Origin of the sequence: Campylobacter concisus, from assembly GCF_002913745.1 — a bacterium.
GTDB lineage: Bacteria > Campylobacterota > Campylobacteria > Campylobacterales > Campylobacteraceae > Campylobacter_A > Campylobacter_A concisus_R.
In genome coordinates this window covers 28,198-53,686 of record NZ_PPCG01000030.1, presented here as the reverse complement: position 1 = coordinate 53,686, position 25,489 = coordinate 28,198, and the positions used below count along the sequence as shown (strand labels likewise).

26 protein-coding genes are annotated in these 25,489 nt (G+C 40.5%); 18 read left to right on the top strand and 8 right to left on the bottom strand.

What is annotated here, in order from left to right:
* Window positions 1-21 precede the first annotated feature (21 nt).
* The 16 genes from CYO90_RS03810 to CYO90_RS03735 all read left to right on the top strand — a co-directional run bounded on the left by CYO90_RS03810 (window position 22) and on the right by CYO90_RS03735 (window position 17,497).
* The gene (locus CYO90_RS03810) at window positions 22-558 is read left to right on the top strand and encodes a 50S ribosomal protein L25/general stress protein Ctc (RefSeq protein ID WP_002939542.1); all 537 of its coding nucleotides are present in this window, start codon (window positions 22-24) and stop codon (window positions 556-558) included.
* 11 nt (window positions 559-569) lie between these two features.
* A complete protein-coding gene (pth, locus tag CYO90_RS03805; RefSeq protein WP_103578503.1) occupies window positions 570-1,118 on the top strand; it encodes an aminoacyl-tRNA hydrolase in 549 nt (182 codons plus the stop codon).
* Window positions 1,115-2,179 carry an LptF/LptG family permease gene (locus CYO90_RS03800; RefSeq protein WP_103578502.1) on the top strand — a complete coding sequence of 355 codons (1,065 nt, stop codon included), beginning with the start codon at window positions 1,115-1,117 and terminating at the stop codon, window positions 2,177-2,179. The genes pth and CYO90_RS03800 overlap by 4 nt, the downstream gene beginning before the upstream one ends.
* Window positions 2,180-2,234: 55 nt before the next feature.
* Window positions 2,235-3,458, top strand: coding sequence for a diaminopimelate decarboxylase (lysA, locus tag CYO90_RS03795; RefSeq protein WP_103578501.1), 1,224 nt, complete (start codon window positions 2,235-2,237; stop codon window positions 3,456-3,458).
* Window positions 3,442-4,521, top strand: coding sequence for a prephenate dehydratase (gene pheA, locus CYO90_RS03790; protein WP_103578500.1), 1,080 nt, complete (start codon window positions 3,442-3,444; stop codon window positions 4,519-4,521). The genes lysA and pheA overlap by 17 nt, the downstream gene beginning before the upstream one ends.
* Window positions 4,521-5,618 carry a histidinol-phosphate transaminase gene (hisC, locus tag CYO90_RS03785; protein WP_103578499.1) on the top strand — a complete coding sequence of 366 codons (1,098 nt, stop codon included), beginning with the start codon at window positions 4,521-4,523 and terminating at the stop codon, window positions 5,616-5,618. The genes pheA and hisC overlap by 1 nt, the downstream gene beginning before the upstream one ends.
* Before the next feature lie 4 nt (window positions 5,619-5,622).
* Entirely contained in the window at window positions 5,623-7,320 is a 1,698-nt protein-coding gene (fliF, locus tag CYO90_RS03780; protein ID WP_103578498.1) for a flagellar basal-body MS-ring/collar protein FliF, read from the top strand.
* Window positions 7,320-8,351: a flagellar motor switch protein FliG gene (gene fliG, locus CYO90_RS03775; protein ID WP_103578497.1), complete on the top strand. Its 1,032-nt coding sequence runs from the start codon at window positions 7,320-7,322 to the stop codon at window positions 8,349-8,351. Before fliF ends, fliG begins: the two co-directional genes overlap by 1 nt.
* Entirely contained in the window at window positions 8,348-9,214 is an 867-nt protein-coding gene (gene fliH / locus CYO90_RS03770) for a flagellar assembly protein FliH (RefSeq protein WP_103578496.1), read from the top strand. Before fliG ends, fliH begins: the two co-directional genes overlap by 4 nt.
* Complete coding sequence (gene dxs, locus CYO90_RS03765; RefSeq protein ID WP_103578495.1) at window positions 9,207-11,033, top strand: 1-deoxy-D-xylulose-5-phosphate synthase; 1,827 nt, start codon at window positions 9,207-9,209, stop codon at window positions 11,031-11,033. The genes fliH and dxs overlap by 8 nt, the downstream gene beginning before the upstream one ends.
* Before the next feature lie 71 nt (window positions 11,034-11,104).
* Window positions 11,105-11,515: a Fur family transcriptional regulator gene (locus tag CYO90_RS03760; RefSeq protein ID WP_103578494.1), complete on the top strand. Its 411-nt coding sequence runs from the start codon at window positions 11,105-11,107 to the stop codon at window positions 11,513-11,515.
* A gap of 138 nt (window positions 11,516-11,653) precedes the next feature.
* The gene (locus CYO90_RS03755; protein WP_258030639.1) at window positions 11,654-13,060 is read left to right on the top strand and encodes a CHAD domain-containing protein; all 1,407 of its coding nucleotides are present in this window, start codon (window positions 11,654-11,656) and stop codon (window positions 13,058-13,060) included.
* A 13-nt stretch (window positions 13,061-13,073) separates the two neighbouring features.
* The gene (gene ubiE, locus CYO90_RS03750) at window positions 13,074-13,796 is read left to right on the top strand and encodes a bifunctional demethylmenaquinone methyltransferase/2-methoxy-6-polyprenyl-1,4-benzoquinol methylase UbiE (protein WP_103578493.1); all 723 of its coding nucleotides are present in this window, start codon (window positions 13,074-13,076) and stop codon (window positions 13,794-13,796) included.
* Window positions 13,789-14,955, top strand: coding sequence for an exodeoxyribonuclease VII large subunit (xseA, locus tag CYO90_RS03745; RefSeq protein WP_103578492.1), 1,167 nt, complete (start codon window positions 13,789-13,791; stop codon window positions 14,953-14,955). Before ubiE ends, xseA begins: the two co-directional genes overlap by 8 nt.
* Before the next feature lie 2 nt (window positions 14,956-14,957).
* On the top strand, window positions 14,958-16,037 hold the full coding sequence (serC, locus tag CYO90_RS03740; RefSeq protein WP_103578491.1) for a phosphoserine transaminase: 1,080 nt from the start codon (window positions 14,958-14,960) through the stop codon (window positions 16,035-16,037).
* Window positions 16,037-17,497: a class I SAM-dependent methyltransferase gene (locus CYO90_RS03735; protein ID WP_103578490.1), complete on the top strand. Its 1,461-nt coding sequence runs from the start codon at window positions 16,037-16,039 to the stop codon at window positions 17,495-17,497. The genes serC and CYO90_RS03735 overlap by 1 nt, the downstream gene beginning before the upstream one ends.
* A gap of 31 nt (window positions 17,498-17,528) precedes the next feature.
* On the opposite strand, the gene CYO90_RS03730 is transcribed toward CYO90_RS03735, so the two are convergent.
* Window positions 17,529-18,266 (bottom strand): sulfite exporter TauE/SafE family protein, encoded by a 738-nt coding sequence (locus tag CYO90_RS03730; RefSeq protein ID WP_103578554.1) that lies wholly within the window; start codon window positions 18,264-18,266, stop codon window positions 17,529-17,531.
* A 143-nt stretch (window positions 18,267-18,409) separates the two neighbouring features.
* On the opposite strand from CYO90_RS03730, the gene CYO90_RS03725 reads away from it, so the two are divergent.
* Window positions 18,410-19,681 (top strand): anthranilate synthase component I family protein, encoded by a 1,272-nt coding sequence (locus tag CYO90_RS03725; RefSeq protein ID WP_103578489.1) that lies wholly within the window; start codon window positions 18,410-18,412, stop codon window positions 19,679-19,681.
* Between the two features lie 152 nt (window positions 19,682-19,833).
* Window positions 19,834-20,283, top strand: coding sequence for a hypothetical protein (locus tag CYO90_RS03720; RefSeq protein ID WP_103578488.1), 450 nt, complete (start codon window positions 19,834-19,836; stop codon window positions 20,281-20,283).
* A 266-nt stretch (window positions 20,284-20,549) separates the two neighbouring features.
* Here the strand turns inward: CYO90_RS03720 and CYO90_RS10455 are convergent, their stop codons facing one another.
* The 7 genes from CYO90_RS10455 to rpiB all read right to left on the bottom strand — a co-directional run bounded on the left by CYO90_RS10455 (window position 20,550) and on the right by rpiB (window position 25,441).
* Entirely contained in the window at window positions 20,550-20,693 is a 144-nt protein-coding gene (locus CYO90_RS10455) for an HNH endonuclease (RefSeq protein WP_258030645.1), read from the bottom strand.
* A 264-nt stretch (window positions 20,694-20,957) separates the two neighbouring features.
* A complete protein-coding gene (gene ychF / locus CYO90_RS03710; RefSeq protein ID WP_103578486.1) occupies window positions 20,958-22,061 on the bottom strand; it encodes a redox-regulated ATPase YchF in 1,104 nt (367 codons plus the stop codon).
* Window positions 22,061-23,512 (bottom strand): leucyl aminopeptidase, encoded by a 1,452-nt coding sequence (locus tag CYO90_RS03705; RefSeq protein ID WP_103578485.1) that lies wholly within the window; start codon window positions 23,510-23,512, stop codon window positions 22,061-22,063. Before CYO90_RS03705 ends, ychF begins: the two co-directional genes overlap by 1 nt.
* Window positions 23,493-24,098, bottom strand: coding sequence for a DedA family protein (locus CYO90_RS03700; RefSeq protein WP_054196332.1), 606 nt, complete (start codon window positions 24,096-24,098; stop codon window positions 23,493-23,495). The genes CYO90_RS03705 and CYO90_RS03700 overlap by 20 nt, the downstream gene beginning before the upstream one ends.
* Before the next feature lies 1 nt (window position 24,099).
* A complete protein-coding gene (apt, locus tag CYO90_RS03695) occupies window positions 24,100-24,648 on the bottom strand; it encodes an adenine phosphoribosyltransferase (protein ID WP_103578484.1) in 549 nt (182 codons plus the stop codon).
* Between the two features lie 20 nt (window positions 24,649-24,668).
* Window positions 24,669-25,001 (bottom strand): hypothetical protein, encoded by a 333-nt coding sequence (locus CYO90_RS03690; RefSeq protein WP_002939538.1) that lies wholly within the window; start codon window positions 24,999-25,001, stop codon window positions 24,669-24,671.
* Complete coding sequence (gene rpiB / locus CYO90_RS03685) at window positions 24,998-25,441, bottom strand: ribose 5-phosphate isomerase B (RefSeq protein WP_103578483.1); 444 nt, start codon at window positions 25,439-25,441, stop codon at window positions 24,998-25,000. The genes CYO90_RS03690 and rpiB overlap by 4 nt, the downstream gene beginning before the upstream one ends.
* Window positions 25,442-25,489 lie beyond the last annotated feature (48 nt).

Genomic DNA, 25,489 nt, shown 5'->3' with positions numbered 1-25,489 from the left:
ATTTTTTATGAAAGGAAAACGATGTTAGAAGGAATCGTTAGAGAGAGTATCGGTAAGAAGTCTGCGAAGGCTTTGAGAAGAGATGGTTATCTAATCGCCAACATTTATGGCAAGGGATTAGAGAATGTTGCAGCTGCTTTTAAAGTCAATGACTTTATAAAAGAGGCACGCAAAAAAGAGAGCCTTGCTTTTGATGTAAAAGTAGGCGGAAAAGTTTATAATGTCGTTATTGTTGATTACCAAAGAGATGTTGTTACAAGCGATCTTAAACACGTAGATCTAAAAGTAGCACTTCCAGGCGTTTTATCAAAATATATGATCCCAGTTAAGCCAGTTGGAACACCTATTGGTCTTAAAAATAAGGGCGTTTTGATTCAGTCAAAAAGACGTCTTTGCGTAAAATGCACGGCTGAAAATTTACCAAATTCATTTGACGTTGATGTAAGCAAACTTGACATTGATGATACGATTTTGGTTCGTGATATCACAGCTCCTAAAGGCGTTACTATCATTGACGCTGACCGTGTTGCGGTACTTGGAGTTATTAAAGCTAAATAAAAAGGGCTTTTGTGACACTAATAGCGGGGCTGGGAAATCCTGGTCCCAAATACGAAAACACTAGACACAACATAGGCTTTATGCTTATAGATCTTCTAAAAGACTCAAATTTCAAAGATGTTAGCTCAGCCAAATTTCAAGGCGAAGTTTTTAAATTTAACGACATTATCTTGCTAAAACCAACAACCTTTATGAACCTCTCGGGCCAAAGCGTAAAAGCAGTAAAAGACTTTTACAAGCCAGATAGGATAATCGTCATCCACGACGATCTTGATCTTAGTTTTGGCGCGGTTAAATTTAAAAAAGGCGGCAGTAGTGGCGGACATAACGGCATAAAATCGATCGACGGACTAATAGGCAACGACTACGAAAGAGTGCGCGTAGGTATCGGACATGAGGGCGATGCTAAAAATTTCGTCCTTGGCGAGTTTAGCAACGAGGAGAAAAAGGCTTTAGATGAAATTTTAGCCTATACAAAAAATGCGGTTTGTGAGCTTCTAAAGAGCGACATCAACGAAATTTCACAAAAATTTACGGTAAAAAAAGGTCTTATCAAATGAAACTATACGCCAGATACGTTGGCTGGGTCTATATAAAATCTTTTCTTATCGTATTTTTAGCGCTTGAGCTATTTTATGTTGGCATTGATCTGCTTACAAATTTAAAAGATCTGCCGCCATCTGCCAACCTTCAGCTACTATACGTTGGACTTACTGCACTAAGTGCCATTAGCTACGTTTTGCCACTTTCACTCATTTTTGCACTAATAATTTTGCATGTAAATATGGTTCGCTCAAACGAGCTAATCAGCTTTTATGCTCTTGGCATCAGTAAAAACAAGCTCATTTTACCGCCATTTCTCATCGCACTTTTTGTGACGATTTTTTATGTTGGGCTAAATTTTACGCCGTTTGCTTATGCGCATGATTATCAAAAGAGTATCGCAAAAAACACCGCTTTTTCAAAAAGTACAAACGACTCATTTTTGAAATTTGAAGGCAAATTTATCTATATAAAAGAGCTAAACTCAGCCAAGCAAAGAGCAAATGATGTGAGAATTTTTGACATTAATGGCACTGACTTGCTCTCGACAACCTTTGCCGACCACGCTAAATTTAAAGACAATGAGTGGGTTTTGGAAGATGTAAATCAGACCTTTTTGCCTCAAAGCTTAGAGCTTGGCGAAAATGGCTTTAGAAAGGTAAAAAGTGAAAATTTAGATGCGTTAAGAGGCTTTAAACCAAAGAGCATCGAGAGTGCTGCAAGCGTTGAAAACTCGAAATTTAACATACCTGATGCGATAAATTTTATAAAGACATTTAAAAACGAAGGCATAGGGCTTGATAGCGCAAGGACTGCATTTTATAACCTTGCCATCACGCCATTTTTTGCGCCATTTTTATTACTTATTTTCTACTATCATTTGCCAGTGACCGGCAGGTTTTTTAACCTCGCACTCTCAACATTTATCTTTGTTGTGATAACACTCGTAGTTTGGGGACTTCTCTTTATCTTAACCAAATTTGCTCAAACCTCTGTCATCTTGCCAGAGATCGGCATGGTTCTCCCTGTTATTTTGCTTTTTGCATACGCCATTTATCTCATAAAATCGCATCGTTAAGCCAAATTTTGGCAACTTTTTTGTAAAATCAAGCCATTTTAAAAAAGGCTATTTTATGGATTTTAAAGAGCTTGCAAGCAAATACAAAACCCCACTTTACGTTTATGATTTTAACTACATTAAAGAGCGCTACGAGGCGCTAAAAAACGCATTTTACGCTAGAAAATCTCTAGTCTGTTACGCTGTAAAAGCAAACTCAAATTTAAGCGTTTTAAAATTTCTGGCTGATCTTGGAGCTGGCTTTGACTGCGTTAGCATCGGCGAGGTCAAAAGAGCGCTTCTTGCAGGGGCTAAGAGATATCAGATCATATTTAGTGGCGTTGGCAAGAGCGATGAAGAGCTAAAAGAGGCTTTAGAAAATGAAATTTTGCTGATAAATGTTGAGAGTTTTGCCGAACTTTTAAGGCTTGAAGAGATCGCAAAAGGGCTAAACTTAAAGGCAAGGATCAGCATCAGGGTAAATCCTGGCGTTGATGCAAAAACACACCCATATATCTCGACAGGGCTAAATGAAAACAAATTTGGCGTCGATGCGCAGACGGCTAAAAAGATGTATATCCACGCTAAAACTTCAGAGTTTCTTGAGCCAACTGGCATACACTTTCACATCGGCTCGCAGCTAACTTCACTAAGCCCGATAATAGATGCTGCAAAGATCGTAAGCGAGCTTTTAAGAGAGCTAAGAGCGTTTGAGATCGATATCAAATTCTTTGACGTTGGTGGCGGACTTGGTATCATCTATAACGATGAAAAAGAGATAAATTTATATGACTATGCACAAGGAATTTTAGGCGCAATAAAGGGTCAAGATGTGACCATCGTTTGCGAGCCAGGACGTTTCATCGTGGGCAATGCTGGTTACTTTGTCGCAAGCGTTTTATATGAGAAATTTAACGGCAAAAAGAGATTTGTCATCACTGATGGAGCGATGAATGATCTCATAAGACCAAGCCTTTATGGCGCGCATCACAAAATTTTTGTCGATGGCAAGGATGAAAATTTAGGCACTTGCGATGTGGTCGGTCCAGTTTGTGAAAGCGGCGACTTTTTAGCAAAAGATATCAATCTACCAGAGTGTGAAAGTGGCGACGTCATCGTGGTTAAAGGGGCTGGAGCTTATGGATTTAGCATGAGTTCAAACTACAACACAAGAAACAGAGCCGCTGAAGTTTGCGTGCTTGATGGCAAAGATAGGCTGATAAGAAGACGTGAGTGCTTTGAGGACGTCGTGGCACCTGAGATTGAGTTTTTGGAGAGCACTGATGCAAGAGCTAAATGAGCTTAGAAAAGAGATCGATAGTATCGATGATCTCATCTTAAATAAACTAAATGAAAGAATGAAGCTTGTCGAGCAGATCGGCAAGCTAAAGCAAACGACTGGGACGCCTATATATCGCCCTGAGCGCGAGCGAGCCATCATAAACCGCTTAACTAGCCTTAGCAAAGATAAAGCCTTAAATAAGGCTGCGATCGAGGCTATTTATCTTGAAATTTTTGCTGTTAGTAGAAATTTAGAGATGCCTCAAAAGATCGTCTATCTAGGGCCTGAGGGCACTTATACACATCAAGCGGCGCAAAGTAGATTTGGTGCGATGAGTGCCTACCTGCCACTTGCTACGATCGAGGCAGTTTTTACAAAGCTAGCTCAAAAAGAGGCAAAATATGGCGTCGTGCCTATCGAAAACAACACTGAAGGCGCTGTTGGAGCTACGCTTGATTGTTTGAGTAAATTTGATGATATAAAGATAGTGGCAGAGCTCTACGTAGATATCCACCACAGCTTTGTTAGCATAAATGAAAATTTAAAAGAGATAAAGCGAATTTACTCGCATCCGCAAGGCTACAACCAGTGCCGTAAATTTTTAGAAGATCACTTGCTAAATGAGGTTGAGTTTATCCCAGCCAAATCAACCGCAGCAGCTGCATATATGGCATCTATGGACAGAGAATCAGCCGCCATTTGCTCAAAAATCGCAGCTAAAATTTACAACGTGCCAATCGTCTATGAGACTATTGAAGATAATATGGCAAATAGAACGAGATTTTTGATCTTAAGTGATTTTAAAAACGCCAAGGTTGAAAACTCGAAAACTTCGATCCTAGCTAAAACTGATCACAGTCCAGGACGCCTTGCTGATCTGCTTTCTATCTTTAAAAATGAGAATATCAATATCACAAAACTTGAGTCACGTCCTATCAAGCAGCGCGAATTTAAGTCAATTTTTTATCTTGACTTTGAAGGGCATATCGACGATGAGAAGGTGCAAAATGCCTTTGAACTCGCAAAAGAGAGCGGCGCTGAGATAACTTGGCTTGGAAGCTATTTAAACGGAGATGAGTAATGAAATTTAATGACTTTTTAGATGATCTAGTAAATTACGAGGCTGGAAAGCCGATCGAGCTTGTAGTTAGAGAGTTTGGCATCGATGCAAAAGATGTGATAAAACTAGCGAGCAATGAAAACCCTTTTGGCACGAGCAAACGCGTAGAAGAGGCGTTAAAAGAGGTCGCCAAAAACGCACATCTCTATCCAGATGATAGCTACTTTGAGCTAAAAGAGGGGCTGGCTAAGAAATTTGGCGTAACTAGCAAAAATCTAATCATCGGCTCTGGAAGCGACCAGATCATAGAGTTTGCACTTCACGCAAAGGCGAACAAGCAAAGTGGCGTTTTGATGGCTGGCGTGACATTTGCGATGTATGAAATTTATGCAAAACAAACAGGGGCTAAAATTTACCGCACAAAGAGTGTGGAGCATAATTTGAGCGAGTTTTTAGAAATTTATAACGCGCACAAAGATGAAATCTCAGTCATTTTTCTTTGCTTGCCAAACAACCCTTTGGGTGAGTGCATCGATGCCGATGAGGTATATAAATTTATAAAAAACATTGATGAAAACACGCTTGTGGTGCTTGATTGTGCTTACAACGAGTTTGCTAAATTTAAAGATAGCAAAAAAGAGATAAAGCCAAGCGAAGTGGTGAAATTTAAAAACGCCATCTATCTTGGCACTTTCTCAAAGGCCTACGCACTTGGCGGCATGCGCGTGGGATACGGCGTGGCAAATGAAGAGATCATAGGCACTCTTTCAAAGCTAAGAGCTCCATTTAACATCACTACTCCAAGCCTAAGAGCAGCGATAGTGGCGCTTGGAGATGATGAATTTGTGCAAAAAACTATGCAAAACAACTTCGAGCAGATGAAGAGATATGAGGAGTTTGCAAGGCAAAATGGCATCGAGTTTATCCCAAGCTATACAAATTTCATAACTTTTAAATTTAACGAGCCAAAATCAAGCCAGATATGCGAAAAGATGCTAAAAAAAGGTATAATTTTACGAGATTTAAAAAGCTATGCCTTAAATGCGGTGAGAATCACTATTGGTCAGGCATGGCAAAACGATAGAGTTTTTGAAGAGTTAGAGCAAATTTTAAAGTAGGGATATGGATTTTAAGGCATTACTTCATCAAATAAGTCAAATTTATCAAAAGCTTTCACTAAAACAAAAGATCGTCACAGGCAGCTCGATCGTTTTGGTTGTGGCTTTTTTGGTATTTTTAACGCTTTACAAAAGCAAAAGTGATAGCTTTGCAGGATATAGCGTCCTTTTTGAAAATATCAGCCCAAGCGACTCAGCCTTAATAGTCGATCAGCTAAACAAAGATGGCATCAAGTATAAACTAGCAAATGAAGGCACTATTCTCGTGCCAACTAGCGATGTATATAAAGAGCGTATCGCTGTTGCAACGCTTGGCATACCAAAAGAGAGCAAGATCGGTTTTGAAATTTTTGACAAGCAAGAATTTGGCGCAACGGACGCTGAGCAGAGAGTTAAATTCCAAAGAGCGCTTGAGGGCGAGCTAGCTAGAACGATCGAGAGCCTCTCATCTATCCAAAAAGCAACCGTAAGAATAGCCATACCAAAAGAGAGCGTCTTTACTGAAAGGCAAGCACTCCCGACCGCTTCTATCGTAGTCGAGCTAAAGCCAGGCGTTAGTCTAAATGCGAAGCAAATTTTTGGCATTAAAAACCTAGTCGCCGCCTCTGTTACAAATTTAAGCACCGAAAATGTCAAGATAGTAAATCAAGACGGCGTCGCACTTGGTGATGAAGACGGAGAGTTTGATAGTGATGCCATAGCTCAGCAGATCCGCTATAAGCGCGAGTTTGAAAATAATTACGAGCAAAAGATCGTAAATGTCATAGCTCCTATCGTGGGCGGTGCGGACAAGGTCGTAGCAAAGGTAAATATCGACTTTGACTTTGATAAAAAAGATACAAAAAGCGAGGTTTATGACCCAAATAACGTCGTAAGAAGCGAGAGCAACATCGAAGAAAAGCGCCAAGGCTCGGCTCTAAATGAAGTAGGCGGCGTACCAGGTGCAGTTAGCAACATAGGCCCTGTTCAAGGGCTAGATGACAGCACTTTAAAAGAGCAGTACAACAAAAGCTCGCAGCAGACAAACTACGAAATTTCAAAGAAAGTAACAAATGTCAAAGGGCAGTTTGCTAGCATAAGCAGAGTAAGCGCAGCTGTCGTTATAGACGGACTTTATCAAAGCAAAAAGGATAAAGACGGCAAGCCAACTGGCGAGCTTGAATTTGCCCCACTTACCAAAGAGCAAAGAGAATCAATCACAAATTTAATCAAGCAATCAATCGGCTACAACCAAAATAGAGGCGATGAGGTAAGCTTAGATAACTTCGAGTTTAAAACTGGTAAAGATGTCAGCACTGGCGAGAAGATGGATGGCTTTATGAACAACTACGTGATGCCTTTCTTGCCGCTACTAAAATACATCTTTGCAGCACTGCTACTCTACATCTTCTACAAAAAAGTTATCGTACCATTTATGCAAAAGATGCTTGAGGAGACAAAAGAGGAAGAAGAACAAGTTCAGAATGAGTTTGAAGATATCGAGACTGATGCTGAAGATACACTTGAGAAATTTAAAGCTGCTCGCAAGAAAGTCGAAGAACAACTTGGTCTTGGTGGTGAATTTAATGAAGACGAGCTAAAATACGACGTATTGCTAGAAAAAATGAGAACGGTTATCTCTGAACGTAGTGAAGAGATTGCGGCATTACTTCAAGATATGGTTAAAAATGATAGTGACTTTAACATGCGCAAGGAAATTTAATGTCGATGAAGTTAAATGATAAGCAAAAGATGACCTACGATGATCTATCAATGCCTGAAAAGATTGCTATTTTATTAATTCAACTTGGCGAAGAGGCGACAGCTGTTATATTTTCTCATATGGATGTTGATGTCATCACTGAAATTTCAGGCTACATAGCGACTGCAAAAAATATAGATAAACAAGTTGCAGGCGCGGTGCTTGAAGAATTTTACGCACTAATGCAGTCAAATCAATATATGAGAAGTGGCGGTTTAGAATACGCAAAAGAGATCTTGTACCGCACCTTTGGTCCAGAGGCAGCACAGAAAATTTTAGATAAGCTTGCAAAAAGCATGGAGAACTCAAAAAGCTTTGGCTATCTTGATAAGATAAAGCCGCAGCAACTCGCAGACTTTATCGTAAAGGAGCACCCTCAAACTATCGCGCTAATCCTAGCCCACATGGACTCAAGTAGTGCTGCCGAGACACTAAGCTTTTTTTCAGATGAGCTAAGAAGTGAGGTCGTGATCAGGATGGCAAATCTTGGCGATATTAGCCCATCAGTAATAAAACGTGTTTCAACTGTGCTTGAGGGTAAACTTGAAAGCCTTACATCTTACAAGGTCGAGGTCGGCGGCCCAAGAGCTGTGGCAGAAGTGCTTAACAGACTTGGTCAAAAAGCTAGCAAAAGCACGATCGAGCGCATCGAGCAAAGCGACGATAAGCTTGCTACAACGATCAAAGAGCTTATGTTTACCTTTGAAGATATTATCAATCTTAACGCAACTGCGATTAGAGAAATTCTCAAAAATGTCGATAAAAAGGATCTTATTGTTGCATTTAAGGGCTCAAGCGATGGCATTAAGGATAAATTTTTATCAAATATGTCTCAGCGTGCAGCCGAAGCCTTTAAAGAGGAGATGCAATACCTTGGTGCCGTGCGTGTAAAAGATGTTGAAGAGGCTCAAAGACGCATTGTAGAAGTAGTACAAACCTTAGCTGATCAAGGCGTCTTCCAAGTTGGCGAAGCAGAAGAGATGATAGAATGAAAAGTAGCGTAATAACAAGTGAGACCTCACCGGCTCACTTTATAGAAAATTATAGATTTAAGGTGCTTGGGAGTAACGAAAGAGCCCAAGATAGCGCGCCTGTTTTGATAGAAGAGAACAACCTTAGCGAAGAGCTAAATGAGCAAAATTTAGAGCAAGGTGGTGAAAATTTTGCACCTCAGATGCTGCACTCAGTGCAACCAAACATGCAAAATCACTTTGTGCCTCAGCCTCAAAATAGCCAATCTCACCAACATGGATTTGACTCGAGCTTTGTCGAGGAGCTGCTTAAAAAGACAGATGAGCTAAGTAGCAACATCATAAAACTTCAAATGCAAATAGAAAATCAAGAGAGCGAATTTGCAAAGCGTCTTGAAGCTGAGATCGCTCGTGCAAAAGAGGATGGCAAAAATGAAGGCATTGCTCAAACAAATGCTGCGAACGAGGCAAAGATAAAGGAGCTTGAGGCTAAATTTAGCGCTTCAGCCACAAAGCTAGATGAGCAGTACGTTAAATTTGATGAGTTTTTGAAAAAGAGCGAGGAAGAGCTTGGGCAAACTGCGATAAAGATCGCAAAAGAGGTGATAGAAAAAGAGGTTTCAAGCGCATCTAGCCAGATCGCTCATCACCTAGCAAATTCACTTATAAAAGAGCTAAGCGACGTAAAAAATATAGAAATTCGCGTAAATCCAGAAGATAGCGACTATCTAAAAGAGCAATTTAGTAAAAACGAACGCGTAAAAGTAAGCGCTGATGACGCCATAAGCAAAGGTGGCGTGGTGATAATAAGCGAGGGCGGAAACATCGACGCGACGATGCAAACAAGGCTAGAGAAGCTAAAAATGTTGGTAAATAATGAATAAAGACGTTAAAAGCCTAAATGTCGATGAGCTAAACGCACTTTGCCACGACATCAGAGATAAAATTCTATCCACCGTTAGTAAAAATGGCGGCCATCTTAGCTCAAACATCGGCGCAGTCGAGATCATCGTTGCGATGCACAAAATTTTTGACGTTACAAAAGATCCGTTTATCTTTGATGTGAGCCACCAAAGCTACACGCACAAGCTACTAACTGGGCGCTGGGACAACTTTGATACGCTTAGAAAATTTAACGGTATTAGTGGCTACACAAAGCCAAGCGAGAGCAAATTTGACTACTTTGTAGCAGGTCATAGCTCAACTTCCATTTCGCTAGCAGTTGGCGCTGCAAAGGCGATCAAGCTAAAAAATGAAGAGCGTTTGCCAGTAGCTGTCATAGGTGATGGCTCGCTAAGTGGCGGCATGGCATACGAGGCGCTAAATGAGCTGGGGGATAGAAAATATCCTTGCGTTATAATCCTAAACGACAATGAGATGAGCATAAGCAAGCCAATAGGCGCTCTTAGCAAGTATCTAAGCCAGATGATGGCTGGGCAGTTTTATCAAAAATTTAAAGGCAGGGTTGAGCGCTTTTTAAGCTATATGCCAGACTCTGCAGCCTATATGGCTAGACGCATGGAGGAGGGCATCAGGCTCATCACTCCTGGTATGTTTTTTGAAGAGCTTGGACTTGAGTACATAGGCCCAGTCGATGGACACGACCTTTCAGCGCTTCTTAGCACATTTGAAACAGCTAAAAACATGAAAAAACCAGTCATCGTACACGTACAGACGCTAAAGGGCAAAGGGTATGAATTTGCCGAGGGTTACTATGAAAATTGGCACGGAGTTGGGCCATTTGATCTAAAAAGTGGCGAATTTATAAAAAGACAGTCAAATAAGTCAGCCACGGTGATCTTTAGCGAGCAGCTTTTAAAGATGGCAAGAGAACACAGTGACATCGTTGGCGTAACGGCTGCGATGCCAACAGGCACTGGCATGGACGCGCTCATACATGAGTTTCCAGACCGCTTTTGGGACGTGGCGATAGCCGAGCAGCACGCAGTTACCTCAATGTCAGCCATGGCAAAAGAGGGCTTTAAGCCATTTGTCGCGATATACTCGACCTTTATGCAAAGAGCCTACGATCAGGTCATTCACGACGCTTCTATTTTAAATTTAAACATCACGTTTGCGATGGATAGAGCGGGCATCGTGGGCGAGGACGGCGAAACGCATCAGGGCGCTTTTGACATTAGTTTTTTAAACGCTGTGCCAAACATGGTTCTTTTTGCTCCAAGGTGCGAAGAGAGCATGAAAAATGTTATGGAATTTGCCTACTCTTACAAGGGCGTTAGCGCGTTTAGATATCCGCGTGGGGCGTTTATTTTAAGGGATGGGTTTAAAGCTAAGCCGCTAGAGTTTGGCAAGGGCGAAATTTTGGCTGACGCAAAGAGTGAGACCGCATTTTTAGGCTATGGCAATGGCGTTGGCAGGGCAAATTTGGTTAGAAATTTACTAGCTGGCAAGCTTGAAGCTATCCTTGTTGATCTAGTCTTTGTAAAACCGCTTGATAGAGAGCTTTTGCTGGATCTTGCAAAACGCACTAAAAAGTGGTACATCTTTAGCGATAGCGCTAAAAAAGGCGGTGTTGGCGAGATCGTAAGTGCGTTTTTACAAGAAAATGGCATCTCAAATGTAAGCGTTGTTAGCTTTGAATATGACGATAAATTTATCCAGCATGGCTCGACAGCTGAGGTTGAAAAGAGCCTTGGCATAAGCGCTGAGCAAATTACCCAAAAATTACTAGAGAATAATTAATATCATTTAATAAAGAAACGTTTAATATTACTTTTGCTAGCATAAAGCAAAAATTTGTATAGGGGAAAATTATGCAATATGTATCGTTGCTAAAACAGTCTGGGCTTAAAGTAACGCCGCAGCGTATTAGCGTTTTGAGAATTCTTGATCGTCACACACATCCAACGATCGATGAGCTTTATGATGAAATTTTGAAAGAAAATCCATCAGTTTCGCTAGCAACTGTTTATAAAAACCTAAACACTCTAAAAGACGAGGGTCTAGTGGTTGAAGTAAATATCGTCAATCAAAAGGCGAGATATGACATTTACGAGCATCCACACATCCACGTGGTTTGCGAAAACTGCGGTAGCGTCGAGGATATGAGCTATGATGACTCAGAACTTGGCAAATACCAAGAAGCGCTTGAAAAAAAGATCGGTAACATCATCGAGCGCCTAAATATCGTTGCTAGCGTAAAAAGCTGTAAACACTGCCGATAAGGCAAAATTTATGTTGCATTATGCAACATAAATTTTTATTTTTCTTCATAAAACACTTCAAACAAGCCTGAAATTAGCTTTTTCTCATTATTTTAAGCACTAACTCGCTAAAATAAGCAAAAAATTTCGGAGAAAAATGTGGGTTTGGAGATAGAGCGTAAATTTTTACTCAAAAATTCTCAAATTCTAGATTTTCTAAAAGAGGCTGGGCTAGTTTTTAAGAACCTTGAAATTTCTCAGTTTTACACCAAGATCACGCAAAATGAAGAGATCCGCTTCAGAAGTGAAGAGGATAAATTTATAAAAACAATCAAGGTCGGCAAAGATCTTATAAGAGAAGAAAATGAGGAATTTTGCGAAAAAGCGGAGTTTAAAAAGGCTCTAAAAAACCGCATAGGGCGCGTAATCACAAAAGATAGATACATTTTTCGACTAAACAATAACCCATGCAACATCGACGTTTTTAAAGATAGCTTAAATGGACTTTGCACATTTGAGATCGAATTTGCTGATGAAAATGAGGCTGTATATTTTAAACTGCCACCATTTTTGGAGCAGTTTTGCCAAGCTGATGTCACCTGCGATAAAAGATATAAAAACAAATTTCTTGCCATTCATGCAAATGAAAATGAACAAATCGACTACAAAAGAGCCTACAATGTCTTTAAAAACAAAGAAATTTCGCCAAATTTCGCTGCAAATTTAAAAAGCGGTGAGGCGCTAAGGGCTTTGTTTTTAAGCATTTTTAAAGAGATAAAGAGGCTAAAGAGCGACTATCTGCAAGATCACGATGAAGAAATTTTGCACAACCTGCGAGTAAATTTAAGAAAAGTTAGGTCGCTACTTAAAATTTTTAACGGCGTTTTTGATGAAAAAGTGACGCTCTTTTTTGGAGAGAATTTTAAAATTCTGGCAAACTCAACCAACAAAAAGCGAGACCTAGACATATTTCTAGGCTTTTTAAGCGAGCAAAAGCATGCAAATGAGCTAATTTACTTTGTGCAAAAGGCTCTAAATTTAGAGTATGAAAACGTTAAAAGCTATCTTAGCGATGAGGAAAACTACGTATTTTTAAAAGAGTGGGAGATATTTTTAAACGAGGGCGAGTTTTATAGATCAAAGCTCTTTGATGTAAGCTTTTCGCGCCTTGGCTCGTTTAAACTTAGAACGCTTCTAGTTTTGGCTCAAAAAAGGCTAAAAAGCCTAGATCAAGACTGCCCAAATGAGAGCTTTCACAAGATCAGGATCGAGCTTAAAAAGGTGAGATATACTTACGAGTTTTTGAGTGAGATTTTTTATTTTGACGGGCTTAAAAAGTATGAAGAGCGGTTAAAAGATATACAAGATATCTTTGGTGCGCTTCAAGACTACGATGTCTGGCTGGGTATCTTAGAGCGCTTGCCAGTGGCTGCTGGTAAAGAAAAGCTAGAGAGTAAAATCTACAAACAAATTTATAAAACCAGAGAAGAGATACTAAAAAAACGGCTTAAATTTATAAAAGCAACTCGCAAAATCTCGCGAAATTTAAAAATTTACTACATATAAAGGTCTAAAATTTATGCAAAAACAAGAAAAAATAGTTGATATGTTTAACCAGATCGCTCCGACTTACGACGTCGCAAACAGGGTGCTAAGCCTTGGCGTGGATGTGAGTTGGAGGAAATTTGCTTGCAGATATATGCTAGAAATTTTTAAAAATAAAAGCATAAATATCGTGGATGTGGCTTGCGGCACTGGCGATATGATGGGGCTTTGGAGTGAAATTTCAAAAGAATTTGGCGTAGAGGTGAAAAGCCTAACTGGCATCGATCCATCAAGTGGCATGCTAAAAGAGGCGAGAGCGAAATTTCCAAATTTTAAATTTATAGAGGCCTACGCTGATAACACAACGCTTGCGAGCGGCGAGGCTCAAATTTTAAGCATAAGCTACGGCATCAGAAACGTGGTCGAGCGAAAGGCTGCGCTTAGGGAGTTTAACAGGGTCTTAGCTGATGGCGGATACGTAGTCGTGCTCGAATTTACCAAACGCCAGAAAAAGGGCTTTATAACTGCGCTAAGAGATTTTTATCTAAGTAAAATTTTGCCAAGTATCGGCGGCTTTATCTCGAAAAACAAAGAGGCGTACGAGTATCTGCCAAGCTCGATCGAAAATTTCTTGGACGCAAAGAGCTTTTGCGATGAGCTAGTTGATGCTGGCTTTGAGATAGAGCTTTGCAAGGGCTTTAGCATGGATATCTCGACGCTATTTATCGCTAAAAAGGTCAAAGATATCAATGCTTAGCGTATCTGAGCTAAACGAAAAAGCAAAGGCACTGCTTGAATCGACACTTGACTACGTCGAGGTAAGTGGCGAAATTTCGCGCCTAACAAAGCACGCCTCTGGACACTGGTACTTCACGCTAAAGGACGAAAAGTCAAGCATCTCGGCTGTGATGTACCGCATGAATAACCAAAAGGTGAAATTTTTGCCAAAAGAGGGACTAAAGGTCAAAATTTATGGCAAAGTGACCATTTATTCGCCAAGTGGGTCATATCAGCTGGTGGCTAGCGCGATGCTACCTGATGGTGAGGGTGAGCTTGATCTTGCGTTTAGGCAGCTTAAAGAAAAGCTCGAAAACGAGGGGCTTTTTGACATCGGCGCAAAAAAAGAGATACCAAATTTACCTAAGAAAATAGCCCTTGTCACAAGCGCTACTTCAGCTGCACTTCAAGACATGCTAAAGGTGGTAAAGAGCCGCTGGAAGCTAAGTGAAATTTATATATTTGACGCGCTAACTCAGGGCGAAAGTGCTCCAAGCTCGCTCATAAAAGCTTTGCGCAGAGCTGATAAATACGGCGTTGATGTGATCGTTTTGGCTCGCGGAGGCGGTAGCAAAGAGGATCTTTGGTGCTTTAACGACGAGGGCTTGGCGCGTGAAATTTATGCTACCAAAACGCCAGTCATAAGCGCTATCGGACACGAGATCGACTACGTTATAAGTGATTTTGTAGCAGACCGCAGATCGCTTACGCCAAGTGCAGCCATGCTTGATCTGTTGCCTGATGAAGAGGCGTTTTTTCAGTATCTTGATAGGCTCAGCGACGATCTTGATAGCGCTTTAAGCTTAAAGATAACCAAAAAGCAAAATTTGCTAAATGTTCTTCTTTCTAAATTTTCATCAAACGCTCTAAAAGCTAGGATCGAGCTAAAATTTAGCGAGGTAGCAAACAAGCAAAATGCCCTAACAAACGCCGTGCAAAGAAAGATCTTGCTTCTTGGCTCGGCTCTTAGCTCGCTAGAGAAGGCTTATGAGATGAGAGAGCTCTTTTTTGAGAGCACGAAGGGGCTTATTGAGGTCAGAAAAGATGGCAGGAGGGTTGATCTTAGGGATTTAAAAATAGACGATGAGATAGAGCTTATCTCGCAAAATACACATAAAAAAGCAATTATCAAGGAGTAAAAATGAGTAGAAAAATTAACTTTAGCGCAGGCCCAAGCGCGATACCACTAGACGTTTTAGAGCATGCAAAAGCCGAATTTACCGACTACAGAGGCGAGGGCTACTCGATCATGGAGATCAGCCACAGAAGTAAGACCTTTGAGGAGATCCACTTTGGCGCGATGGATAAGATAAGAAAGCTCTATAACATCGGCGATGAGTATGAAATTTTATTCTTGCAAGGCGGCGCACACTTGCAATTTAGCATGATACCGATGAATTTATATCAAGGTGGCAGGGCCGAGTACACAAACACTGGCGTTTGGACAAACAAAGCGATCAAAGAGGCAAAAGTGCTTGGCGTAAATGTAGATGTCGTCGCAAGCAGCGAGGATGAAAATTTCTCTTACATACCTGAGTTTAAATTTAGTGACGATGCTGACTACGCCTACATCTGCTCAAATAATACGATTTACGGCACACAGTATAAGGCTATGCCAAAGACCAAATCGCCCCTAGTTGTTGATACTTCGAGCGACTTTTTCGCTAGACCGCTTGATTTTAGCAGTATCGGCTTGCTTTACGGTGGCGCTCAGAAAAATGCAGGTCCAAGTGGTGTGACTATCGTTATTATAAGAAAAGATCTAGTTGATCGCGTGAGCAGCCAAAATGTCCCTATGTTTTTGCGATACAAAACGCACGTAGAGGCAAACTCACTTTACAACACGCCGCCAACTTTTGGAATTTATCTTTTAAATTTAACCATGCAGCACCTACTAGATCTTGGCGGACTTGTAGAGGTTGAGAAGATAAATGCCAAAAAAGCAAGCACGCTTTATGACATTATCGATAGCTCAAATGGCTTTTACGTAGGTCACGCTAAAAAATCAAGCAGGTCAGATATGAATGTGAGCTTTACGATACCAAAAGATCACGCACTTGAGCCAGTTTTTGTCGAGGAGGCGCTGAAAGAGGGCATGATAGGGTTAAAGGGCCACAGACATCTTGGTGGCATAAGAGCCTCTATCTATAATGCCGTTAGCCAAAGCGACGTTGAGAAACTTGGCGAGTTCATGAGAGAATTTGCTAGAAAGCACGGCTGATGAACAAGGCAAAAAAAGCTTACGACGAAATTCCTTATTTCTCGGCCGCATTTAGCGACTGCTCGCCAGTTAGGATAGAAGCGGTTGCTAAATTTCTGGGGCTTAAAGCAGCTAGCCTAAAAGAGGCTAGAGTGCTTGAGCTTGGCTCATCATATGGCGGAAATATCTTACCATTTGCTATTTCGCATAAAAACGCAAAAGTTGTTGGTATCGATATCTCAAGTCATCAAGTGGCTGAAGGTAATAAGGTAGCAAAGCAGATAGGTTTAGAAAATTTTACTCTACTTGAGCGAAATTTTTTGCACATGAACGAAAGCGATATAAAAGAGCTTGGGAAATTTGACTATATTATCGCTCATGGCGTTTATAGCTGGGTGAGTCCAAATGTAAGAGATGCGCTGCTTGCCACGATTAAGGCACTACTGAGCAAGGATGGCATAGCTTATGTTTCGTATAATACCTATCCTGGCTGGAAGAGCCTTGATATCTTAAGAGACTTCATGCTCTTTGCGAGCGCAAACAGGGGCGATAAAGAGTCGCTACCTCACGTCAAAGAGGAGCTAAATTTTTTACAGGATTATTTGAAATTTAGCCTGCAAAACCAAAGCGACATCGTCTATAAAGACAGCATGAAGCTACTTTTGACGCAGTTAAATTTCTTACAAGGCATCATCGCAAAGGGTAGTGATTATTACATTTTGCACGACTTTTTGGAGGCGAGTAATGAGCCAACATACTTTCATAAATTTGCCAAGCATATCGACAAACACGGACTTTGCTACGTCATAGACGCCTCGCTAAATGATATCTTTGCAAGCTCAACTGGGATATATCGCTTTGACGCGCACATCGAGCAAAGCTACAACACTCGCATCAAAAAAGAGCAGCTAAATGACTTTTTGTTTAATAGATCCTTTAGAAAGAGCCTCATCGCGCACAAAGAAAGGCTTGAGGGCGCTGATGACTTTGACGCGGTGCTTGGAGAGAGCGAGCTTGATAGGGTTTATTTTGCATATTTTAGTGAGCAGCCAAGGACAAAAACGCAAGAAATTTTAAGCAAAGTCTATCCGCAAAGTCTAAATTTAAGTGAAGTAAAGGCTGTACTTGGCGAGAGCGAGAGCGAAGCATTTATGGGACTACTTGAAATTTTAAATGATCAAAACACTAAAATTTCATCCTCAAAGCTTGCTGCGCTCACATACGAGCCTAAAAAAACTAGGCTAAAGCCTAGAGCTGCGGCCTATCTTGGGTATTTTCTGGAGGCTAGCTCGCCAGTCATATCTTTAGCAAACGAGCTAAATGGCAAGCTAAACTTAAGCGCCCAAGAGATCAAAGCTGCATTGAAATTTGACGGTAAAGCTAGCTTTAAAGAGATCGCAAAGGGCGTAAATTTAAGCGAAGATGAGCTAAAAGAGCTTGCTTTTAAACTAAGCGAAGCTTACTTTTTTGAAGAAATTTAAAAATAGCGTGGCAATTTAGCCATGCTCTTACTCAAAAAAACATATCTTTTAATATCAAACATATCATCGCTATGTAAAAGACCAAAAACCATTTTTTAAGTGTTTTTTTGTCGGTATATTGCGTCTTTTTGGTGCCAAAGTATGCGCCAATTAGCGAGCCAAGACCTAAAAATGTGCCCTCAGCGTATGAGATGTGACCATTTAGTGAGAGTGAGGTGAAGCCGGCAATGGCTGCAAACATAACGAAAAACACGCCCATAGAAACGGCTTTTTTAAGCTCATAACGCAAAAAGCCAACCAAGATAGGAGCGATAAAGACGCCTCCACCGATGCCGATGCTAATGGCAAAAACGCCAACAAAAACACCAACTAAAAATAGCAAAAAGAGTGAATTATTCGCATTTGAGCCGTCGCTGTTTGGTGAAAAGTATAGTTTTATAAGCGAAAAGACAAATGTCGCAAGTAGCATAGACTCAAGTAAAAGTGCAGGCGCGTGCGATACGATGATGCCGCTAAAGCTAGCTCCAACCAAGCCTCCAAGCCCCAAAACCACGCCACGATCTAGCTTTAAAAGCCCAGCTTTGTAGTTTAGATACGAGCCAAACGTCGCGCTAAAGATCATCTGCATGACGCTTATGCCAATGGCAGTTTTGACGTCGTATCCAAAGGCGACCATGATAGGAACGACGACCGTGCCGCCACCGATGCCAAAAAACCCAGCGATGTAACCAACGCCGATACCGATTATAAATAGTTCTACAAAAAGCATTTTTTCTCCCTCGACTGGCGCAAATTTTAGCCAAGGGGCTCTTAAAAAAATAGTAAAAAGGCGTAAATTTAAAAATTTAGCCAAAATTCTAAAAAGTAAAAGCGAAAATTTTTTATAATCAATAAAAATTTAAAAGGAAAAATATGCTCTTAGAACAACCACTTTTTTATTACGAAGCGATCAGAGAGAAATTTAAAAATAGCTACCTTGCTGAAGACAAGACACAGACGATAATCGGCATAGACTGCGAATATATCGACGAAAAGGATATGGACTTTTACGGACTTAGAAGCTACTTTGATACTAATCGTAATAGATCGCTCGCACCTTTTGCTGGACTTTTTGGCGTTTTTGCTTATGATGGCGTGAGATACTTTGAGTATATCGGCGAAGAGAAAGCTAAAAAGTATGAATTTCCAAAATTTATCTACGCTGACGCAAAAGCATATATGCACTTTGATAAGATGAGTAAAATTTACACTTTTTATGGAGATCAAGAGAGGTATTATGACTTTTTGCTAAATTTAAAGGCTGAGCATAAGGGCGAAAAAGAGTGTGAATTTAGCATAAAAACTGATCTTAGTAACGAAAAGAAACACTTTGAAGATATGGTTGAAGTAGCAAAAGAATACATAAGAAGCGGCGACGTCTTTCAGGTGGTGCTTGGTGAGCTACTTGAAATTTCAACGAATATGAGCAGCTTGGACTTTTACAAAAAACTAGCCATAGCAAATCCTAGCCCGTATATGTTTCATTTTCCTACGCCTTATGGCGATGTGGTTGGCTCGTCGCCTGAGCTTGTTTTTGAGATGAAAAGCGAGCAAATTTTTGTAGCACCAATCGCAGGCACAAGACCAAGAGGCAGTGATGCAAACGCTGATGCGGCACTTGAAAATGAGCTACTAAGCGACGAAAAGGAGCTGGCTGAACATAAGATGCTAATCGATCTTGCCAGAAATGACATCGGCAGGGTCTCAGAGCCAAAGAGCGTGGTCGTGAAAAATGCGATGCATATCCAAAAATTTGAAAAAGTGATGCACATCGTGAGCGACGTCTATGGCAAGTGCGCTAGGGAGCTTAACCTTTTTGACGTGCTAGCTAGCATCTTCCCAGCTGGCACGCTAAGCGGTGCGCCAAAGATCAGAGCGATGCAGATAATCAATGAGCTTGAAATTTTTGAGCGAAATATCTATGGCGGGGGCATTGGATTTTTGCATTTTAATGGCGACGCTCAGGTGGCGATCCTCATCCGCTCAGCCATCTTTGTACCAGCTAAAAACGGCTTTAGCGACGTCTTTGTCGGAGCTGGAGCTGGCATAGTCTATGACTCAAAAAGCGAAAAAGAGTATGCTGAAATTTGCCACAAACGAGCCAGCGTGGTAAATGTCTTTAAAAACAGCGCAAAAGAGGTTTGAATTTAAGTCGCGCAAGTGAAAACTTTAAAAATAAAAGGATAAAATAGCCGAATAAGCGATGAAAAAAATAAATTTTTCATTTCCGCAAGGAAAATTTAGAAAAAATGAATTGTTTTTAGAGCTTAAATTTAAAAAATATAAAATGACAGTATATGAAAAAAGTTTCATTATTAGCATTGAGTGGCATCATAGCTCTAGCATTGTCAGGTTGCGGAGATGATGATGGTGTCAGTGGCAAAGTGGCAAGAAGTTTTAAGGAAGCATGCCAAAACACAACAACAAAATATGACTGGCTTGTAGCAGATGTAAAATATAAACTAATAAATATTGATAAAAACGACAGAAGACAAGAAAGATATGTAGTTTATGATAAAGAAGATCAGGATTTGGAAGTTGGTGGAATAGGAAGATATGATCTAGCAAATTATGCACAATTTGAACTAACAAACGATAACAAATTTAGATATGCAAAAATAAAGGTTAGAGGACAATTACAATGTGAAGATGCTGGTGACTACTTTGATAAAGCCCCAACTGATGTAAAACCATTAAAAAAACTTATATTCTTTAGTAGCGCTAGCACAACAGTAGAAAGAAAATAAAAATAATAATAGTATTATAATACTATTCGCACCATCCTCAAAGGACAATCATGGGACAACAAACATGCAATAACTGTATAGCCTTTGACGATTATATTAACGGTTGTAGATTGCATAATCTTATAACTGGCAAAAAAGTCAAAATATACACAGAAGATCAAAAACTAATAGGATAAATAACGAAATTTCATCCTATAACAAAATGTAATAAACCTAAAAACAAACAAGAATTCTATACTCTAGTAAAAAAATCTATTCAGTCTTAATTACCTATTTGATTTTATCCTATTACAATTTTTACAAAGCATTTGACAGTTTTGAGCTATTGTCTTTCCGCCCTCGCTCCACGGAGTAATATGATCAGCTTCCATATCACTTATATCAAAATGTTCATTACATTTTACACAGATCCCATTTTGTTTTTGATAAGTTGAGTGTTTTATGGTATCGCTAAAAGCCCTGTATAAATACGAAAAAGGATAACTAATGCTATGGTAATTTAATCCTAATCGTTTTTGTATGTATATAGCGAGTATAAAAATTTAAAAGTTAAATTTTGCAGATTTTAAAATTTTGTAAGATAAATTTTTTAGACTTCCTAGCTTGTGGTTATTGAAAAAATAAATTTGATATTTTAAAAAAAAGAATTTTACAAGGTAAAAACCTTGTAAAATTTAGACATTAAACCTAAAGTGCATCACGTCGCCATCTTGCACGACGTAGTCTTTGCCCTCAAGTCTCATCTTGCCAGCTTCTTTGGCTCCGTTTTCGCCGCCATGTGCGATGTAGTCCTCGTAGCTTATCACTTCAGCTCTGATAAAGCCCCTCTCAAAGTCGTTGTGGATGACGCTTGCTGCTTTTGGCGCTTTCCAGCCATTTGTGATCGTCCAAGCCCTTACTTCCACGACGCCAGCAGTGAAATAGCTTATCAAATTTAGCTTTGCAAAAGACGTTTTGATGATCTTTTCAAGGCCGCTCTCACTCGTGCCAAGAGATGCCAAAAACTCGTGAGCCTCTTCGTCGCTTAGGCCTATTAGCTCCTCTTCGACCTTGGCGCAAAGCTTGATCACCTCGTGGTCTGAGGCTTTAGCGTACTCTTTTAGTGCTTTTACAAATTTATTATCTTCACTAAGTCCCTCTTCATCGACATTTGCACCATAAACTACCTCTTTTGCGCTTAGAAGTCTTAGCTCTTTGTTTAGCGCCAAAAATGCCTCACTATCTCTTTGTTCAAAGCTGCTAGCACTTTTGCCATCGTTTAGGTGAGCAAGAAGCAAATTTGCTATCTCAAGCGCCTCTTTTGCGCCTTTTGCATTTGCTTTTGCCTCTCTTGTGAGCTTTTCTATCTTTTTATTTAGCTGCTCGATGTCAGCTAGTATCAGCTCGGTTTGGATGATCTCGATGTCTCTTACTGGATCGACGCTGCCCTCGACGTGAGTGATGTTCTCATCCTCAAAGCAGCGAACTATGTGCAAGATAAGCTCGGTCTCTCTGATGTTTGATAAAAATTTATTGCCAAGTCCCTCGCCAGAGCTAGCCCCTTTTACAAGGCCTGCGATATCGACAAATTCGATGGTTGAATATTGAATTTTATTTGGACTAACTATCTTTGCAAGCTCATTTAGGCGTTTATCAGGCACTGGCACGATGGCTTTGTTTGGCTCGATAGTGCAAAACGGATAGTTCGCACTCTCAGCGTTTTGCGCCTTTGTAAGTGCGTTAAATGTCGTTGATTTGCCCACATTTGGCAGGCCTACTATTCCAACTGAAAGTCCCATCAATTCTCCTTGCTAAGTGCTTGTAAAAAGTATAAATTCATCCTAACTCCTGCTCCGCTCGCACCTGCTTGATTATATCCCCAAGCCTTTTCGCGGTATGCTGGACCTGCGATATCAAGGTGCAGCCACTTGTCTTTGTACTCATCTTTGATAAATTTAGCCAAAAACATGCCAGCTGTGATCGCGCCGCCATATCTGCTTGAGGCGCAGTTGCTAACATCTGCGATCTGGCTTTTTATAAGCTCGCTAAGATAAGGGTTAAAATCAAGCGTAGTCGCTAGCTCGCCGCTATCTTTTATCTTGTTTTTAAACTCATTTTTTAGGCTCTCGCTGTTGCCCATGATGCCTGTTGTGTATTCGCCAAGTCCCACGACGCAAGCGCCAGTTAGGGTTGCCATGTCGATTAGGATGTCTGGTTTAAAGTCTTGTGCGTAGCTTAGGCAGTCAGCCAGCACCAAACGTCCCTCTGCGTCGGTGTTTCTAACCTCTATGCTAACGCCGCTTCTTGAAATAAGCACGTCGTCTGGCTTATAAGCGTTGCCGCCGATCATATTTTCAGTTGCGCCCAAAATGGCGTGAATTTCAAATGGTAAATTTAGCTCTGCTGCACCTTTTATGATGCCAAGAGCTGCTGCTGCGCCGCTTTTGTCTGACTTCATTGTTAGCATATAATCAGCCGGCTTCAAGCTAAGTCCGCCGCTATCGTATGTTAGGCCTTTGCCGACAAAGATGATGCGTTTTTTAGATTTTTTAGGCTTATAGGTTAGGTGGATGAGCCTTGGTTTATGCACGCTTGCGCGATTTACCGCCAAAAATGCGTTCATATTCTCTTTAGCTAGAAATTTCTCATCATAGACCTCGCACTTTATGCTGGCGATATCTTTGGCTAAATTTAAAGCGTCCTGCGCCATCTTTTGTGGTGTGTAAATTTCTGGGATTTCATTTACGATATCTTTTGTGAAATTTGTAGCGCTTGCTATTATCTCTGCCTCTTTAAAGCCCTCATTTGCTGCCTTTAGATCGACCTTTTTGCCAGCAAATTCTTCAGTAGAAAAGATGACCTCTTTTAGGGTGTATCTCTCTTTTTTCTCTTTATATTTGTTAAATTCATAACTACCAAGCAAAAAGCCCTCGGCTAGCGCTTCAAAGCTTAGTTTTTGGCACTGCGCTACGTAAGAGGCTAGCTTTATACTCTTGATGTTTAGCGATTTTAGCGCGTTATAAGCTTTAGCAGCTGCAACTCTAAGCTCATCAAGATCAAGCTTAGAAAGTGGAACGTAAGCTCTTTTTGCCTCGCTTAGAATGAGGACGCTATCGCCTTTGTAATTGTTAAATTTAATAGCCTCTTTATCGCCTATAAATTTATGTTTTAACTCCTTATCTACTACGAAAATTAGTTCAATATCAGCTTTTATATCTTTTAATTTCTTATCAACTATTTGAAACTGCATGTCTTCTATCTCTCCTTTCGTTTAAAATTTTATTTTCGATGCGCTTAAATGCATAGATCAAAAGCCCCATAAATATAGCAACCACTGGGATAGCGACATACCAGTGCTCTTTTGCTTCTTGCAAAAGCACAAGTATATGCTCGCCAAGTATCCAAGCAGGTATGGTGGTGATCGCCGCCCAGCACCAAGCGCTGATTAAATTTATAAAGGCATATTTTTTAGCATCATAACCAGTAAGTCCTATGCAAAGCGGTATGATGACACGAAAGCCATACATATAGCGTTGCAAAAAGATGATCGGCCAACCGTATTTTTTCAGCATTATGTGCGCCACTGCAAATTTTCTCCGCTGCGTGTGAAGCCTTTTTGCGATGTATTTTTTATTGTAACGGCCAAGGTAGAAGTAGATTTGATCTCCCACAAAGCCTCCAAGTCCAGCCACAAAGATAGCAAGCGCGATGTGCATGTGTGTGGTGTGAGCGAGAATTCCAGCCATTATTAAGGCCATCTCGCCCTCCATGATACACCAGACAAAAAGTATGATGTAGCCGTACTCTTTAAGCAGTTCTATAAAAAACTCTTCCATTCTAAACCTCTAAAACGCTGTAAATTTTAGTAAGCGACTTTAGCTTTTCGCTACCTTTTAGATCGACTAGATCTATTAGAAAGCAAGCTTCTACGCAGGTTGCGTTAGTTTGATTGATAAGCTCAACTGAAGCCTTTGCAGTGCCACCAGTCGCGATGAGATCGTCCATCAAAAGCACTCTAGCGCCCGCTTTTTCTCCAAAAGCATCGATGTGAATTTGCACTTCATCGACGCCATACTCTAGGCTATATTTTTGAGAAAGCGTGATAAAAGGCAGTTTTTTTGGCTTGCGAATAGGCACAAAAGGTAGCCTTAGTCTTGCCGCAAGCGCCGCGCCAAAGATAAAGCCTCGCGACTCGATACCAGCGATATAGTTGATATTTGCGTCCTCATATCTAGCCACCAAATGATCTATCAAAAAGTTAAATGCCTCTTTGTTATTTAGCAGCGTCGTGATGTCACGAAAGACTATGCCAGGCTTTGGAAAGTCGTTTATGCAGCGAATAGAGTTTAGTAAAAATTCTTTGCCTTTTTGATCTAAAATTTTCATAAATTTCCTTAAATTTGATGTTAAAGTAGCGCTTCGATCTTGCCTTCAAGCTCACGAATTCGTTGTCTTAGCTTGTCGTTTTCTAAGCGGTACTGGGAATTTCTTGTGCGAAGTGAGGTTACGTCGTTTTTAGTTTTGTTTAGCTCGTCTGTTAAGATGTCGATATTGCCTAGACTTCGTTGAAGTTGGATCTGAAATTTTCTTATGACGACCTCGGTATCTTGGAGGTTATTTTTCATAAAATCTTTTGTCGCACGCTCTTTTTTTAGAAGCGTTTTGAAGTAAAAAACCATGACGGTTAGGTAGATCGCAGCACAAACAAGAGCGGTAAAAACGATCCACTCGCCTATCATTTGCCTGCCTCAAGCTCGATTTTTTTGACTCTTCTTTCGTGCCTGCCGCCTGCAAACTTAGTCTTTAAAAATGCTTCAACCGCCGAAATAGCCACGCCTGCGCCGATCACTCTTGCACCAAAAGCGATCACATTTGCGTCGTTATGCTCTCTTGCAAGTCTAGCGGTAAATTCGTCGTGGCAAAGAGCACATCTTACGTTTTCGTGCCTGTTTGCAGCTATTGATATGCCTATGCCTGTGCCACAAACTAGCACGCCGTAGCAGTTAGGCTCAAGCTTGCTTGCTAGCAAATGTGCATAATCAGGGTAATCAACGCTATTTTTATCGTTTGTGCCAAGATCAACCACTTCGTATCCAAGCCCTTTAATAGCCTCTTTAAGCTCGTTTTTTAGCTCAAAACCAGCGTGATCGCTAGCTAAGAAAACTTTGTCTATCTTCATGAAAAGTCCGTTAAATTTTTTGTTGATTATAGTCAAAGTTGCATTAAA

What these genes read in the sequence shown, in the direction of transcription:
- CYO90_RS03690 (WP_002939538.1), bottom strand. Translation starts at nt 25,001, where the DNA reads ATGATAGGCGAGTGGATCGTTTTTACCGCTCTTGTTTGTGCTGCGATC.
- fliG (WP_103578497.1), top strand. Translation starts at nt 7,320, where the DNA reads ATGTCGATGAAGTTAAATGATAAGCAAAAGATGACCTACGATGATCTA.
- CYO90_RS03730 (WP_103578554.1), bottom strand. Translation starts at nt 18,266, where the DNA reads ATGCTTTTTGTAGAACTATTTATAATCGGTATCGGCGTTGGTTACATC.
- CYO90_RS03760 (WP_103578494.1), top strand. Translation starts at nt 11,105, where the DNA reads ATGCAATATGTATCGTTGCTAAAACAGTCTGGGCTTAAAGTAACGCCG.
- fliH (WP_103578496.1), top strand. Translation starts at nt 8,348, where the DNA reads ATGAAAAGTAGCGTAATAACAAGTGAGACCTCACCGGCTCACTTTATA.
- CYO90_RS03800 (WP_103578502.1), top strand. Translation starts at nt 1,115, where the DNA reads ATGAAACTATACGCCAGATACGTTGGCTGGGTCTATATAAAATCTTTT.
- CYO90_RS03725 (WP_103578489.1), top strand. Translation starts at nt 18,410, where the DNA reads ATGCTCTTAGAACAACCACTTTTTTATTACGAAGCGATCAGAGAGAAA.
- serC (WP_103578491.1), top strand. Translation starts at nt 14,958, where the DNA reads ATGAGTAGAAAAATTAACTTTAGCGCAGGCCCAAGCGCGATACCACTA.
- dxs (WP_103578495.1), top strand. Translation starts at nt 9,207, where the DNA reads ATGAATAAAGACGTTAAAAGCCTAAATGTCGATGAGCTAAACGCACTT.
- CYO90_RS03720 (WP_103578488.1), top strand. Translation starts at nt 19,834, where the DNA reads ATGAAAAAAGTTTCATTATTAGCATTGAGTGGCATCATAGCTCTAGCA.
- CYO90_RS03810 (WP_002939542.1), top strand. Translation starts at nt 22, where the DNA reads ATGTTAGAAGGAATCGTTAGAGAGAGTATCGGTAAGAAGTCTGCGAAG.
- rpiB (WP_103578483.1), bottom strand. Translation starts at nt 25,441, where the DNA reads ATGAAGATAGACAAAGTTTTCTTAGCTAGCGATCACGCTGGTTTTGAG.
- CYO90_RS03705 (WP_103578485.1), bottom strand. Translation starts at nt 23,512, where the DNA reads ATGCAGTTTCAAATAGTTGATAAGAAATTAAAAGATATAAAAGCTGAT.
- CYO90_RS03735 (WP_103578490.1), top strand. Translation starts at nt 16,037, where the DNA reads ATGAACAAGGCAAAAAAAGCTTACGACGAAATTCCTTATTTCTCGGCC.
- fliF (WP_103578498.1), top strand. Translation starts at nt 5,623, where the DNA reads ATGGATTTTAAGGCATTACTTCATCAAATAAGTCAAATTTATCAAAAG.
- CYO90_RS03700 (WP_054196332.1), bottom strand. Translation starts at nt 24,098, where the DNA reads ATGGAAGAGTTTTTTATAGAACTGCTTAAAGAGTACGGCTACATCATA.
- pheA (WP_103578500.1), top strand. Translation starts at nt 3,442, where the DNA reads ATGCAAGAGCTAAATGAGCTTAGAAAAGAGATCGATAGTATCGATGAT.
- ychF (WP_103578486.1), bottom strand. Translation starts at nt 22,061, where the DNA reads ATGGGACTTTCAGTTGGAATAGTAGGCCTGCCAAATGTGGGCAAATCA.
- hisC (WP_103578499.1), top strand. Translation starts at nt 4,521, where the DNA reads ATGAAATTTAATGACTTTTTAGATGATCTAGTAAATTACGAGGCTGGA.
- apt (WP_103578484.1), bottom strand. Translation starts at nt 24,648, where the DNA reads ATGAAAATTTTAGATCAAAAAGGCAAAGAATTTTTACTAAACTCTATT.
- xseA (WP_103578492.1), top strand. Translation starts at nt 13,789, where the DNA reads ATGCTTAGCGTATCTGAGCTAAACGAAAAAGCAAAGGCACTGCTTGAA.
- ubiE (WP_103578493.1), top strand. Translation starts at nt 13,074, where the DNA reads ATGCAAAAACAAGAAAAAATAGTTGATATGTTTAACCAGATCGCTCCG.
- lysA (WP_103578501.1), top strand. Translation starts at nt 2,235, where the DNA reads ATGGATTTTAAAGAGCTTGCAAGCAAATACAAAACCCCACTTTACGTT.